Origin of the sequence: Streptomyces sp. NPDC006326 (genome assembly GCF_040612915.1) — a bacterium.
Classification (GTDB): domain Bacteria; phylum Actinomycetota; class Actinomycetes; order Streptomycetales; family Streptomycetaceae; genus Streptomyces.
In genome coordinates this window covers 84,684-97,500 of record NZ_JBEXRC010000017.1, presented here as the reverse complement: position 1 = coordinate 97,500, position 12,817 = coordinate 84,684, and the positions used below count along the sequence as shown (strand labels likewise).

Genomic DNA, 12,817 nt, shown 5'->3' with positions numbered 1-12,817 from the left:
GGCAATTCGATGCGGAAACGATGCAACTTTGCGGCGCGGGTACGGGCTCGCAAGGCTCGGTCCATGGACGACAACGAGCGCGAGGGGCGTCTCGCGGCCGGTTTCGCCGCGGGCGACGAGCGCTGCACGGAGGCCGTCTACCGGCGCTGGCGTCCGCTGGTCCACTCGCTCGCCCGGCGCGCCCTCGGGGACGAACGGGAGGCGGAGGACGTGACCCAACAAGTCTTCCTCGCCGCCTGGCGCGGCCGCGGGCGCTACCGGCCCGGCCCCGGCGGTCTCGGGGCCTGGCTGACCGGCATCACCCGGCACAAGGTGGCCGACGCGCTGGAGGCCCGGGCGCGACGGGCGCGGGCGGTGGAGGCCGCCGCGAGGGCGCTGTCCTGCGGCGCGCAGCGGTCCGGGAGCCTGCCGCATCCGGAGCCGGAGCGGACCGTGGACCGGGTGGTGGTCCTCGGGGAACTGGCCCGGCTGCCGTCGGCGCAGCAGCAGGTGCTGCACCTGGCCTTCTACGCAGACCTGACGCAGGCGCAGATCGCGGACCGCACGGGGCTGCCGCTGGGTACCGTCAAGAGCCATATGCGCCGGGCCCTGCACCAGTTGCGCCGCTCGCTCCCGGCGGGGGCTCCGGCGCTGCGATGACCGCGAGGGCCGAGCGCAGGCCGTGCAGCCGCTCGGTGTGCGGGCCCGGGAGCCCGGCGCCCCAGCCCGGCCCGGCGAGCAGCAGCGCGGCGTGCCCGCGGGCGCCCCGCGGCCCCCATGCGAGGCCGGCCACCGACCGGGCGAGGGCGGGGTCCGCGGTCGTACGGGACTGCGCCCACAGGACGACGGCCCGCGGGCCGGTACGCCGTACGGCGTCGTGCAGGGCTTCGGCCGGCAGCGCCGCGCCGAACATCCGGGCGGGCAGGCCCCGTTGGCCGAGCGCCGCGGTCAGGGCCTCGATCGGCAGGCTGTGCTGCTCGCCCGGTACGCAGGCGAGGAGCACGGGCGGGGTGCGGCCGGCCTCGGGGGCCGGCCGGATGCGGTGCAGGGCCGCGGAGATCTGCCAGGAGAGCAGGTGCTCCACCTCGACGTACCGCTCCCCCGCGGTCGCCCACTTGCGGCCGACGGCGTGCAGGGTCGGCGCCATGACCTCCTCCCAGGCGGTGACCAGTCCGTGTTCGGCGAGGGCCGCCTCCAGCAGCTCGGCCACGGTCGGCGCGTCCAGGCGTACGGCGGCCCGGGCCAGCCCGCGGCACTCGGGGCGGACCGTCCCGAGCGGGAGGGCCGCCGGACCCCCCGGGGCCCGTACGGGCGCGGGGGCGGGCACGGAGGGCCCGGAGCGCGCGGCCCGGGCCGCCTCGGCGGGCGGCACGCCCCGCGCGGTGAGGCTGCACATCAGTTCCAGCCGGGCGATGTCCTGCGGGGTCCAGCGCCGGTGGCGGCCGTCCTCGCGGCGGGCCGGGCCGATGGCGTACCGGCGCTCCCAGGAGCGCAGGGTGGTCGGCGAGACCCCGAGGCGGCGGGCCACCGCGCCGGTGCTCAGGGCGGCCGGGGGCGGGTCCTGCGATGGGGTCGGGGGCACGCTCTCCACCTGCCCACGATACGGCGCCCGGGCGGCCGCGGGGGCCGGGCGGGGGCCCTGGCGGGAGCTCAGCCGGCACTCCGGCCGCGCCGGAACCGGTCGAGCCCGTCGGCGAGTTCCACGACCCGCTCCGGATAGGCGTAGCGGGCGCGTTCCGGGCCGGGCAGCCGCCACGGTTCGTGGACCTGCGGGGCGGGGAGGGCGGCGAGTTCCGGCACCCAGCGGTGGACGTAACGGCCTTCCGGGTCGTACCGCAGGCCCTGGCGGACCGGGTTGAGGACCCGGTTGGGGCGGGTGTCGGTGCCGGTTCCGGCGACCCATTGCCAGTTGAGCTGGTTGTTGGCGAGGTCTCCGTCCACGAGGAGGTCCAGGAAGTGTCGGGCGCCGATCCGCCAGTCCACGTACAGCGTCTTGGTGAGGAAGCTCGCGGCCAGCAGCCGGCCCCGGTTGTGCATCCAGCCCTCGTGGCGGAGCTGGCGCATGGCCGCGTCGACCACGGGGTATCCGGTGCGGCCCTCCTTCCAGGCCCGGGTCTCCTCCTCGGCGGCGGCTCCGGTGCGCCACTGGTCGTGGCGGGCCCGGTAGTCCTGGGAGGCGGTCTCGGGCCGGGCGGCCAGCACCTGGTGGTGGAAGTCGCGCCAGCACAGCTGCCGTACGAAGGCCTCGGCGCCCGGGCCGCCGGCGGCACGGGCGCGGTGGACGGCCTCGGCGGCCGAGAGCGTGCCGAAGTGCAGGTGCGGGGAGAGCCGGGAGGTGGCGTCGCCGGCCAGGTCGTCGTGGGCGTCCTCGTACCCGGCGAGCCCCGTGCGCAGCCAGCGGGTCAGCAGGCGGCGGGCCTCGCTCTCGCCGCCGCGGGCGAGGCCCGGGGAGATCCCGGCGAGGGCGGGGCGCCGGGGCAGCGGATCGGAGCCGACGGCCTCGGGTACGCGGACGGAGCGGGGGGCCGGGGTGACGGGGCGGGGCGGCCATTCGGCCCAGCGGCGGAAGTACGGGGTGAACACGGCGAAGTGGTCGGAGCCCGCGGGCACCACGGTGCCGGGGGCGGTGGCGGTGATCACCGCGTCGTGGACGTAGAGCCGCCGGCCCTCGGCTTCGAGGGCGGCCCGCAGCCGTTCTTCGCGGGCGCGGGCGTGGCGGCTGACCCCGGCCGCCATATGGACCTCGTCGGCGTCGACTTCGTGGACGAGCGCGCAGACCTCGGCGACGGTGTCCCCGGAGCGCAGGATCAGGCGGCCGCCGCGCTCGCGCAGTGCGGCGTCCAGGTCGGCCAGGCAGTCGGCGAGGAAGGCGAGCCGGTTGGGCGCGGCGAAGCCGGCCGCGTCGACCGCGGGGTCGCGCACGAAGAGCGGGACGACGTGGTCGCCGGCGGACAGGGCCGCGCGCAGGGGCGGATGGTCGTGCAGGCGCAGGTCCGAGGTGTAGAGAACCACCGCGACGTTCATGGTGTGTCGCTCCGCGTCAGGGCCGGGTGGGCGTGGGAGGGCTGTCGTCCGGTACTTCCGCCGGTACGGGCCGTACGGATGCGGGGTCCGATCCGTCGAGCCGCTGCGCGGCCAGGGCGATGTTGCGGGCCATGCCGCCGAAGACCACGGCGTGGAAGGGGGAGACGGCCCACCAGTAGAGGTGCCCGAGGAGGCCGTGGGGGTGGAACAGGGCCCGCTGCCGGTAGCGCGCACGGCTTTGCGCGGCCGTCGGGGTCCCGTTCTGCGGTGCCGGTTGCGCTCCCGGCTGCGGATCCGGTGCCGGTTCGGCGTACATCTCCAGCCAGGCCAGTCCGGGCAGCCGCATTTCGGCGCGCAGGCGCAGCAGCCGGCCCGGTTCGATCTCCTCCACCCGCCAGAAGTCCAGCGAGTCCCCGACGCGCAGCCGGGCCGCGTCCCGCCGCCCGCGCCGGATGCCGACCCCGCCGACGAGCCGGTCCAGCCATCCGCGTACGGCCCAGGCCAGCGGGAAGGAGTACCAGCCGTTCTCCCCGCCGATGCCCTCCACCACCTTCCACAGTGCGGCGGGCGAGGCGTCGACGGTGAGCGCGCGCAGGTCGGTGTAGAGGCTGCCGCCCGCCCAGTCGGGGTCGGTGGGCAGCGGATCGCTCGGTGCGCCGGGCAGGGCGGCGGAGGACCAGCGGGTGGTCACCTTCGCCTCGCGCACGCGCTGGAGGGCGAGGGTCAGCGCCTGGTCGAAGCCGATCGGCGCGCCCGGCGGGTCCGGTACGTAACGGGCGATGTCGTGCTCGTGGCAGACCACCTCGTGGCGCAGGGACTCCGCGAGCGGCCGGGCCAGCGCCCGCGGCACGGGCGTGATGAGGCCGATCCAGATGCTGGACAGCCGCGGGGTGAGCATCGGGACGCGCAGGATGCGGCGGCGGGGCAGCCGGGCCACGGCGGCGTAGCGGCGCATCATCTCCTCGTAGGTGATGACGTCGGGGCCCCCGATGTCGAAGGCGCGGTCGGCCTCGGGCGGCATGGTGGCGCTGCCGACGAGGTAGCGCAGGACGTCGCGGACCGCGATGGGCTGGACGCGGGTGCCGACCCAGCTGGGGGTGACCATGACGGGGAGCCGCTCGGTCAGGTAGCGCAGCATCTCGAAGGAGGCGGAGCCGGAGCCGATGATGACGGCGGCGCGCAGGACGGTCGCGGGCACCTCGCAGGCGAGGAAGATCTCGCCGACCTCCGCCCGCGAGCGCAGGTGCGGGGAGAGTTCGGGGACGGGAATGCCGGCCGGGGTCAGGCCGCCGAGGTAGACGATGCGGCGGACGCCCGCGGCCCGGGCCTGTTCGGCGAAGATCCGGGCGGCGCGGCGGTCGCGCTCCTCGAAGCCGGAGCCGCCGCCCAGGGCGTGGACGAGGTAGTAGGCCACGTCGATGCCGCGCAGGGCCGCGCCGACGGACTCGGCGTCGGTGGCGTCCCCGCGGGCCACCTCCACGCGGCCGGCCCAGGGGTGGTCGCGCAGCTTCTCCGGGGAGCGGGCCAGGCAGCGGACGCGGTGGCCGGCGGCCAGGAGTTCGGGCACCAGGCGGCCGCCGATGTAACCGGTGGCCCCGGTGACCAGGCAGTGCAGACCCGTCATGACCGTCTCCGCTCGTCGTGGCTTCCGGTAGGGATTCCCGCGCGAGGGTCCGTACGGACGCACCGCACCCGTTCGGGGGACACGGGCGGGGGCTGCCGGGGCCGGCCGAAGAGGGGGGTGCGGTGGGCCGTGGGTACAGTCGCAGCATGGCCGTGGACGAGCTCGACACCCGGATCCTGCGCCTGCTGATCGAGCAGCCGCGCACCAGCGTCCGCGAGTACGCGCGGATCCTCGGGATCGCCCGCGGCACCCTCCAGGCCCGGCTGGACCGGCTGGAGCGCACGGGGGTGATCACCGGGACGGGCCCGGTCCTCTCCCCCGCCGCGCTCGGGCATCCGGTGCTGGCCTTCGTGCACATCGAGGTCACCCAGGGGTACCTGGACGAGGTCGGCGACGCGCTGGCCGCCGTACCCGAGATCATCGAGGCGTTCTCGATCACGGGTGGCGGGGACCTGCTGACCCGGGTGGCGGCCCGGGACAACGCACATCTGGAGGACGTGATCCAGCGGCTCATCCGGCTTCCCGGGGTGGTCCGCACCCGGACCGAGGTGGCCCTGCGCGAGCGGGTCCCGCACCGGCTGCTGCCGCTGGTGGAATCCGTGGGACGGACCGTGCGCAGCCCCTGAGGCCGGGGAGCACGGGCCGGGAAGATCCCGGCCCCGCCCCGGGTTGGTAGAACCGTGAACGAAATTCTGCGGGACGTGGTCGTCGTCGGGGCCGGGCAGGCAGGCCTCTCCAGCGCCTACCACCTGGCGCGGGCGGGCATCGACCACGTGGTGCTGGACCACGCGCCGCGCCCCGGTGGCGCCTGGCAGTTCCGCTGGCCCTCGCTGACCTACGGCAAGGTCCACGGGATGCACGCACTGCCCGGCATGGAGCTGGTGGACGCGGATCCGCGGCGGCCGTCGTCGGATGTCGTCGCCGAGTATTTCGCCGCCTACGAGGACCGGTTCGACCTGCGGGTACGGCGTCCCGTGGACGTGAGGGCGGTACGCGAGGGGCGCGAAGGGCGGCTGCGGGTGGAGACCTCGGCCGGGACCTGGTCCGCGCGGGCCCTGGTCAACGCGACCGGGACCTGGGACCGGCCGTTCTGGCCGCGCTACCCGGGCCAGGAGACCTTCCGGGGCCGCCAGTTGCACACCGCCGGCTACCCGGGTCCGGAGGCGTTCGCCGGAGCGCGGGTGGTCGTGGTGGGCGGCGGCACGTCGGCGGTGCAGCACCTGCTGGAGATCGCCGAGGTGGCGGCGCGGACGACCTGGGTGACCCGGCGGCCCCCGGTCTTCCGCGACGGCGGCTTCGGCGAGGCGGAGGGCCGCGCGGCGGTGGCCCTGGTCGACGAGCGGGTCCGCCGGGGGCTGCCCCCGCAGAGCGTGGTCAGCGTCACCGGGCTCGCACGCAACGAAGCCGTGCGGGCCGGGATCGCCTCGGGGGTGCTGGAGCGCCTGCCGATGTTCGAGCGGATCACCCCGGAGGGCGTCGCCTGGACGGAGGGCCGGCAGGTGGAGGCCGACGTGATCCTGTGGGCGACCGGTTTCCGCGCCGCCATCGACCACCTGGCCCCGCTCCGCCTGCGGGAGCCGGGCGGCGGCATCAGGGTCGAGGGCACCCGTGCGGCCCGCGACGAGCGGATCCACCTGGTCGGCTACGGCCCCTCCGCGTCGACCATCGGCGCCAACCGCGCGGGCGGCGCGGCGGTCCGCGACATCCGCCGCCTGCTGGCCGCAGGTGCCCGCGAGCCGGCCGGAGCGGCCGTCAGTTAGCGGGGCCGGCGTGGGCGCGTCCGGTGGCGGCTGCGCGGACGCGGTTGAAGTCCGCGACGTGCTCCTGGTGTTCCTCGTACGTCTCCGAGAAGCGGGTGTCCCCCGGCTTGACCGTGACGAAGTACAGCCAGTCCCCGGGGGTCGGCGTGACGGCGGCCGCCATGGCGTCCAGGCCCGGGTTGCCGATCGGCGTCGGGGGCAGTCCCCGGCGGCGGTAGGTGTTGAAGGGGCTGTCGATCCGGGTCTCGCTCAGTGTGGTGTCGACCGTGTTGCGGTTCAGCGCGTAGTTGAGGGTGGAGTCCATCTGGAGCGGCATCGACCTCGCCAGCCGGTTGTGCACCACCCGGGCGACCTTGCCCATGTCGGCGCGGGATTCCGCCTCCGCCTGCACGATGCTCGCCACGACGGCGGTCTGGTACGGGGTCATCCCGTGCTGCTTGCCGGCTTCGGCGACGGCGGGGCCGGCGAGCTTCCGGTTGGCCGTCTCCACCATGTACGCCAGCAGGGTGGCCGGCGTGGTCTTGGAGGTCACCGGATAGGTCGCCGGGAAGAGGAAGCCCTCCGGGTTGCCACCGGCCTCTGCGGGCAGCGGCAAGGGGGCGGCTGCGGCCGCGGCCTGGGCGGAGCCCGCCGGGAGCTGCAGTGCGCGGTCGATCGCGGCGTAGACCTGAGGGGCCCGCCACCCCTCGGGGATCAGCAACTGGCGGGGCTTCTCGGGTGCCCGGCCGCCGCCCCCGCCGCGCAGCAGCGGGACCAGGACGGCTGCACCGATCGGGAGCAGGAGGCAGAGGAAGAGTGCCAGACGGCCCCGGCGGGTGAGCCGGATGCGCCGCCGTGGCGGCCGGTGCTCATGTGGCATGCGGGCACGCTAACCCGCGAAGCGAGGCATTTCCGGCATAACACCCAGGGTGAGGTCATACGATCACACGTTCACCGGGGCCGGTTCGGCCGCCTCCCCGGCTCCCGGGGACTGCGGCGTGAGCGCCGCCTCCCGGTCCCGGCGCACCAGGGCCGCGTACCGGCCGTCCGCGGCGAGGAGTTCCTCGTGGGTCCCGCGTTCGGCAATCCGGCCCTTGTCCAGCACGACGATCTGGTCGGCGTCGCGGACGGTGGAGAGCCGGTGCGCGATGGTGATGGTGGTGCGCCCCTGCGACAGGTCGTCGATGGCCCGCTGCACTGCGTGCTCCGTACGCGTGTCCAGGGCGCTGGTGGCCTCGTCGAGGATCAGCACCGGCGGATCGCGCAGGATGGTGCGGGCGATGGCCAGGCGCTGCTTCTCGCCGCCGGAGAAGCGGTAGCCGCGCTCGCCGACCAGGGTGTCGTACCCGTCGGGCAGGGACTCGATGTGGTCGTGGATCTGTGCGGCGCGGGCCGCCTCGGCGATCTCCTCCTCGGTGGCGTCCGGCTTGGCGAAGCGCAGGTTGTCGGCGACGGAGGCGTGGAAGAGGTAGGTCTCCTGCGAGACCACGCCGATGGAGCGGGCCAGCGAGTCGAAGTCGAGGTCGCGCACGTCCACCCCGTCGAGGGCGACCCGCCCGCCGGTCACGTCGTAGAGCCGGGGCACGAGGTAGCTCAGGGTGCTCTTGCCGGAGCCCGTCGGGCCGACCACGGCGAGGGACCCGCCGGCCGGGACGGTGATGTCGATGCCCGTCAGCGTCGGGCCGTGCTTGGCGTCGTAGGCGAAGTGCACGTCCTCGAAGGACACCTCGCCCTTGGCCCGGTCCAGCCGCACCGGGTCCGGGCGCTCGGTGATGTCCACCGGCAGGTCGAGGTACTCGAAGATCCGCGAGAAGAGGGCGAGGGACGTCTGGATCTGCACGCCGGTCGAGAGCAGGCTCACCGCGGGCCGGAACAGGCCCTGCTGGAGGGTGACGAAGGCGACGAGGGTGCCGACCGAGAGCGAGGGGGCGCCGGACTGGAGGGCGATGCCGGCGGCCCAGTAGATGAGGGCGGGCATGGCGGCCATGACGATGCCGATGGTCGACATCCGCCACCTCCCCGCCATGCTGGAGCGCACTTCGAGGCCGACCAGCTTCTCGGACTCCTCGGAGAAGGAGCGGGTGAGCGAGTCGGCGCGGCCCATGGTGCGGCCCAGGAGGATGCCGCTCACCGACAGGGACTCGGTGACGGTCGCGGCCATGGCGGCCATCTGCTTCTGCCGCTGGAGGGTGATCTTCTTGCGCTCCCGGCCGACCCGACGGCTGATCCACACGAACAGGGGCAGCAGGAGCAGCGAGACGATCGTGAGGCGCCAGTCGAGCGCGAGCATCGCGACGATCGAGGCGACCACGGCCGTCAGGTTCGAGACCAGGGAGGTCGCGGTGGAGGTGACCGTGGCCTGCATGCCGCCGATGTCGTTGGCGATGCGGGACTGCACCTCACCGGTGCGGGTGCGGGTGAAGAAGGCCAGCGGCATCCGCTGGAGCTGGGCGTACACCGCGGTGCGCAGGTCGTGCATGACGCGCTGGCCCACGGTGGTGGATATCAGGGTCTGGAGCACCCCGAAGACGCTGGTGACGACCGCGGTGAGGATCATGCCCAGCGCGAGCAGGCTGAGCAGCCCGGTGCGCCCCTCGGGGATGGCGACGTCCAGGATCTCCTTCAGCAGGAAGGGCGAGGCGACGGCGACCAGGGAGGAGGCGCAGACGAGCAGCCCCACGACGGCGAGACGGCCGCGGTAGGGGCGGAAGAGGCCCACGATCCGGCGCAGCTGGCGGGGCTGCTCGGCCGGTGCGGGGCGTTCGGGGTCGAGGGATTCCTTCGATGGGGTCCAGTTCGGTTCCTCGGGGCGCATGGGCCTCCTTCTGACGAGACTCGCATGAGCATAGCTCATTGTTACCTATACTCACAATGAACTTGGTCCTGGTACTGTTCCCAGTATGAGCACCGCTTCCGAAACCGACAGCACAGACGGCGTGCTCGCCGAACAGCTGCTGCGGCTCACCCGCCGGCTCCACCGGATCCAGAAGCGCCATCTGGAACCGCTCGGCATCACGCCTGCCCAGAGTCGGCTCCTGCGCCTCGTCTCGCACTACGACGGGGGGCAGCCGCCCCGGATGGCGGACCTCGCCGCCCGCCTCGAAGTGGTCCCGCGCGCCGTGACCACGCTGGTGGACGGCCTGGAGACGGCCGAGTGCGTGCGCCGCTCCCCCGACCCGGCGAACCGGCGCGTGGTGCGGATCGAGCTCACCGACACCGGCCGCGCCACGCTGCGGCGGCTGCGCAACGCGCGAACGGACGCCGCAGAAGAGATCCTGGCTCCATTGACCGCCGGGCAGCGCGAGGTGCTCGGCGGCCTGCTGGACGCCCTCACGGACGCCCCGACGGGGCACCGCTGCTGAGCGTCGCCACGAGTCGGCCCCCCGGACTGGGCCGAACGAGTAGCGAGGGGTCGCGCATGCCGCTGCTGGAACCGGAGCCCGGAGCGCTGCGCCCGCACCGCGTCACCGGCCCCGCCCCCGACCGGGTGCCCGAGCACCGGGCCGCCGGCACCCCCGAGCCGCTGCGGAGCGAGCTCACGCAGCTGCTGGGGGCCGGGAAGGTGCTGTGGAAGGTCTCCGACCTGGTGCGCTACGCCTCCGACGCCTCCCCGTACCGGTTCGTCCCGCAGGCCGTCGTGATCGCCGAGGACCTGGACGACGTCTCCGCCGTGCTGTCGTACGCCCGCGGGCGCGGGCGCGAGGTGGTCTTCCGCGCCGCCGGCACCTCCCTCAACGGGCAGGCACAGGGCGAGGACGTCCTGGTCGACGTACGCCGCCACTGGACCGGGATCGAGGTCCTGGACGGCGGCCTGCGCGCCCGGATCCGGCCGGGGACCACCGTCGCGCGGGCCAACGCCGCCCTCGCCCGCCACGGCCGCGTCCTCGGGCCGGATCCGGCCAGCGCCCTCGCCTGCACCCTCGGCGGCGTCGTCGCCAACAACGCGTCCGGCATGACGGCGGGGACCACGAGAAACGCCTACCGCACGCTCTCCTCCCTCACCCTGGTGCTGCCGGGCGGCACCGTCGTGGACACCGCCGACCCGCTCGCCGACGAGGAGCTCCTGCGGGCGGAGCCGGCGCTGTGCCGCGGCCTGATGGAGATCAAGGCGGAGATCGAGGCCGATCCGGAGCTGGTGGCCCGGATCCGGGCCAAGTACGAGATCAAGAACACCACCGGCTACCGGCTGGACGCCTACCTGGACGGCACCACGCCCGTGGAGATCCTGCGCGGGCTGATGGTCGGCTCGGAGGGGACCCTCGGTTTCATCGCCGAGGTCGTCCTCGACACCCTGCCGCTGGAGCGCGAACGCACCACCGCCCTGCTGTTCTTCCCCTCCCTGCCCGCCGCGGCCGCCGCCGTACCGCTGTTCGGCGACGCGGGAGCCCGCGCCGTGGAGGTGATGGACGGCAACACCCTGCGGGCCTCCGTCGCCGTCGCGGGCGTCCCCGGCGACTGGGCGGAGCTGCCGAAGGACACCACCGCCCTGCTGGTCGAGTTCCGGGCCGCGGACGAGGCGGGCCGCGCCGCGTACGAGCGGCGGGCCGCCGAGGTCCTCGGCCGGCTGGACCTGGTGGCACCGGTGCCCTCGGTCACCAACGCCTTCACCCGGGACCCGCACACCATCGACGGCTACTGGAAGGCCCGCAAGGCCTTCGTCACCGCCGTCGGCGGATCGCGGGCCCCCGGCACCACCCTGATCACCGAGGACTTCGCGGTACCGCCGTCCCGGCTGGCCGAGGCCTGCGAGGCACTGCTCGCGCTCCAGGCCGAGCACGGCTTCGACGCGGCCGTCGCCGGGCACGCGGCCCACGGCAACCTGCACTTCCTGCTCGCCTTCGACGCGGCGCGGCCCGCCGAGGTCGAGCGGTACGCGGCTTTCATGGAGGACTTCTGCCGGCTGACCGTCGAGCGGTTCGACGGCTCGCTGAAGGCCGAGCACTCCACCGGCCGCAACATCGCCCCGTTCCTGGAACTGGAGTGGGGGCCGAAGGCCACCGCGCTGATGTGGCGGACCAAGCAGGTCGTCGACCCGGACGGGGTACTCGCCCCGCGCATCCTGCTGGACCGGGATCCCGTGGCCCACCTGCGCGGTCTGAAGACCATTCCGCGGGTGGAGGCGGTGGCCGACCCCTGCATCGAGTGCGGCTTCTGCGAACCGGCCTGCCCCAGCAAGGACCTGACCACCACGCCCCGCCAGCGGATCGTCCTGCGGCGGGAGATGGTGCGCCAGCAGCCCGGCTCCCGGGTGCTCGACGGGCTGCTCGACGCGTACGGGTACGACGCCGTGGACACCTGCGCGGCGGACGGGAGCTGCTCCCTGGCCTGCCCCGTCGGCATCGACACGGGCGCCCTGGTGAAGGACTTGCGCCACCGACGGCACGGGGCGCGCGAGGAACGCGCCGCCGAACTGGCCGCCCGGCGGTTCAAGGCCGTCGAGGGCGCCGCCCGGCTGGCGGTGGCCGCCGCCGACCGGATCCGCGACCGGGTCGGGGACCGTGCGGTGGAGGCACTGACGGGGGCGGTGCGCAGGGCCGTGCGGCCCGACCTGGTTCCGCGGTGGCTGCCGCAGCTTCCGGGCCCGGCCGCGGCGAGGCTGCCGGTGACGCGGCGGGTGGGAGCCGCGGCCGTGTACTACCCGGCCTGCGTCAACCGGATCTTCGGCGGACCCCGTGGACAGGGCGAACTCTCCCTGCCGGAGGCCGTGGTGGCCGTCTCGGAACGGGCGGGGAAGCCGGTGTGGATCCCCCGGGACGTCACCGGCACCTGCTGCGCGACCATCTGGCACTCGAAGGGGTACGGGGGCGGGAACCGGGTGATGGCCAACCGGATCGTGGAGGCGGCCTGGGGCTGGACAGCGGGCGGGCGGCTGCCGCTCGTGGTCGACGCGTCGTCCTGCACGCTGGGCATCGCGCACGAGGTGGTCCCGTACCTCACGGAGGACAACCGGGCGCTGCACGCACAGCTGCGGGTCGTGGACTCCGTGGTGTGGGCGGCGCGGGAGCTGCTGCCGGAGCTGGAGGTCCGGGACCCCGCGGGCTCGGCGGTGCTCCATCCCACCTGCTCGATGCGCCACTTGGGTGATGAGGGTGATCTGCGGGCGGTGGCCGGGGCGTGTGCGGGCGAGGTGGTGGTTCCGCTCGACGCGGGCTGCTGCGGTTTCGCGGGCGACCGGGGCATGCTCCACCCGGAGCTGACGGGCGCGGCGACCGCCCGCGAGGCGGCGGAGGTCGGGGAGTGCGAGTTCGACCTGCACCTGTCGGCGAACCGGATGTGCGAGGTCGCGATGGTGCGGGCCACCGGCCGCGACTACCACTCCGCCCTGCTGGCCCTGGAGCGCGCCACCCGTCCCGGGAGCCCGCGCTCCGGCGAGGGCGCGCCGTGAACCGCGTTGCGCCGTAAGCCCCTTGCGCCGTAAACCCCCCGTGGCGTCGTAAACCCCCGTTGCGTC

The 12,817-nt window shown here is 74.7% G+C and carries 10 protein-coding genes; 5 read left to right on the top strand and 5 right to left on the bottom strand.

What is annotated here, in order from left to right; translation table 11 throughout:
• Positions 1 to 63: 63 nt before the first annotated feature.
• The gene (locus tag ABZ128_RS15945) at positions 64 to 639 is read left to right on the top strand and encodes a sigma-70 family RNA polymerase sigma factor (protein WP_356848844.1); all 576 of its coding nucleotides are present in this window, start codon (positions 64 to 66) and stop codon (positions 637 to 639) included.
• Here the strand turns inward: ABZ128_RS15945 and ABZ128_RS15940 are convergent.
• From ABZ128_RS15940 to ABZ128_RS15930, 3 genes are all read right to left on the bottom strand, one after another.
• Positions 566 to 1,561 carry a MerR family transcriptional regulator gene (locus ABZ128_RS15940; RefSeq protein WP_356848843.1) on the bottom strand — a complete coding sequence of 332 codons (996 nt, stop codon included), beginning with the start codon at positions 1,559 to 1,561 and terminating at the stop codon, positions 566 to 568. The genes ABZ128_RS15945 and ABZ128_RS15940 overlap by 74 nt on opposite strands.
• A 68-nt stretch (positions 1,562 to 1,629) precedes the next feature.
• Entirely contained in the window at positions 1,630 to 3,003 is a 1,374-nt protein-coding gene (locus tag ABZ128_RS15935) for a deoxyribodipyrimidine photo-lyase (RefSeq protein WP_356848842.1), read from the bottom strand.
• A 16-nt stretch (positions 3,004 to 3,019) separates the two neighbouring features.
• Positions 3,020 to 4,627, bottom strand: a complete 1,608-nt coding sequence (locus tag ABZ128_RS15930) for an SDR family oxidoreductase (protein WP_356848841.1) — start codon at positions 4,625 to 4,627, stop codon at positions 3,020 to 3,022.
• Between the two features lie 146 nt (positions 4,628 to 4,773).
• Here ABZ128_RS15930 and ABZ128_RS15925 point away from each other — a divergent pair, with 146 nt between their 5' ends.
• Both ABZ128_RS15925 and ABZ128_RS15920 read left to right on the top strand, forming a co-directional pair.
• The gene (locus ABZ128_RS15925; RefSeq protein WP_356848840.1) at positions 4,774 to 5,253 is read left to right on the top strand and encodes an Lrp/AsnC family transcriptional regulator; all 480 of its coding nucleotides are present in this window, start codon (positions 4,774 to 4,776) and stop codon (positions 5,251 to 5,253) included.
• Positions 5,254 to 5,307: 54 nt separating this feature from the next.
• Positions 5,308 to 6,387, top strand: coding sequence for an FAD-dependent oxidoreductase (locus ABZ128_RS15920; RefSeq protein ID WP_356848839.1), 1,080 nt, complete (start codon positions 5,308 to 5,310; stop codon positions 6,385 to 6,387).
• Here ABZ128_RS15920 and mltG read toward each other — a convergent pair.
• Both mltG and ABZ128_RS15910 read right to left on the bottom strand, forming a co-directional pair.
• A complete protein-coding gene (gene mltG / locus ABZ128_RS15915) occupies positions 6,380 to 7,246 on the bottom strand; it encodes an endolytic transglycosylase MltG (protein ID WP_356848837.1) in 867 nt (288 codons plus the stop codon). The two genes, ABZ128_RS15920 and mltG, sit on opposite strands and share 8 nt — an antisense overlap.
• A gap of 63 nt (positions 7,247 to 7,309) precedes the next feature.
• Positions 7,310 to 9,181, bottom strand: coding sequence for an ABC transporter ATP-binding protein (locus ABZ128_RS15910; RefSeq protein ID WP_356848835.1), 1,872 nt, complete (start codon positions 9,179 to 9,181; stop codon positions 7,310 to 7,312).
• An 85-nt stretch (positions 9,182 to 9,266) separates the two neighbouring features.
• Between ABZ128_RS15910 and ABZ128_RS15905 the strand changes: the two genes are divergently transcribed.
• Positions 9,267 to 9,728: a MarR family transcriptional regulator gene (locus ABZ128_RS15905; RefSeq protein WP_356848833.1), complete on the top strand. Its 462-nt coding sequence runs from the start codon at positions 9,267 to 9,269 to the stop codon at positions 9,726 to 9,728.
• A gap of 56 nt (positions 9,729 to 9,784) precedes the next feature.
• On the top strand, positions 9,785 to 12,751 hold the full coding sequence (locus ABZ128_RS15900) for an FAD-binding and (Fe-S)-binding domain-containing protein (protein WP_356848831.1): 2,967 nt from the start codon (positions 9,785 to 9,787) through the stop codon (positions 12,749 to 12,751).
• Positions 12,752 to 12,817: the final 66 nt, after the last annotated feature.

What these genes read in the sequence shown, in the direction of transcription:
- ABZ128_RS15905 (WP_356848833.1), top strand. Translation starts at nt 9,267, where the DNA reads ATGAGCACCGCTTCCGAAACCGACAGCACAGACGGCGTGCTCGCCGAA.
- ABZ128_RS15930 (WP_356848841.1), bottom strand. Translation starts at nt 4,627, where the DNA reads ATGACGGGTCTGCACTGCCTGGTCACCGGGGCCACCGGTTACATCGGC.
- mltG (WP_356848837.1), bottom strand. Translation starts at nt 7,246, where the DNA reads ATGCCACATGAGCACCGGCCGCCACGGCGGCGCATCCGGCTCACCCGC.
- ABZ128_RS15910 (WP_356848835.1), bottom strand. Translation starts at nt 9,181, where the DNA reads ATGCGCCCCGAGGAACCGAACTGGACCCCATCGAAGGAATCCCTCGAC.
- ABZ128_RS15900 (WP_356848831.1), top strand. Translation starts at nt 9,785, where the DNA reads ATGCCGCTGCTGGAACCGGAGCCCGGAGCGCTGCGCCCGCACCGCGTC.
- ABZ128_RS15925 (WP_356848840.1), top strand. Translation starts at nt 4,774, where the DNA reads ATGGCCGTGGACGAGCTCGACACCCGGATCCTGCGCCTGCTGATCGAG.
- ABZ128_RS15935 (WP_356848842.1), bottom strand. Translation starts at nt 3,003, where the DNA reads ATGAACGTCGCGGTGGTTCTCTACACCTCGGACCTGCGCCTGCACGAC.
- ABZ128_RS15945 (WP_356848844.1), top strand. Translation starts at nt 64, where the DNA reads ATGGACGACAACGAGCGCGAGGGGCGTCTCGCGGCCGGTTTCGCCGCG.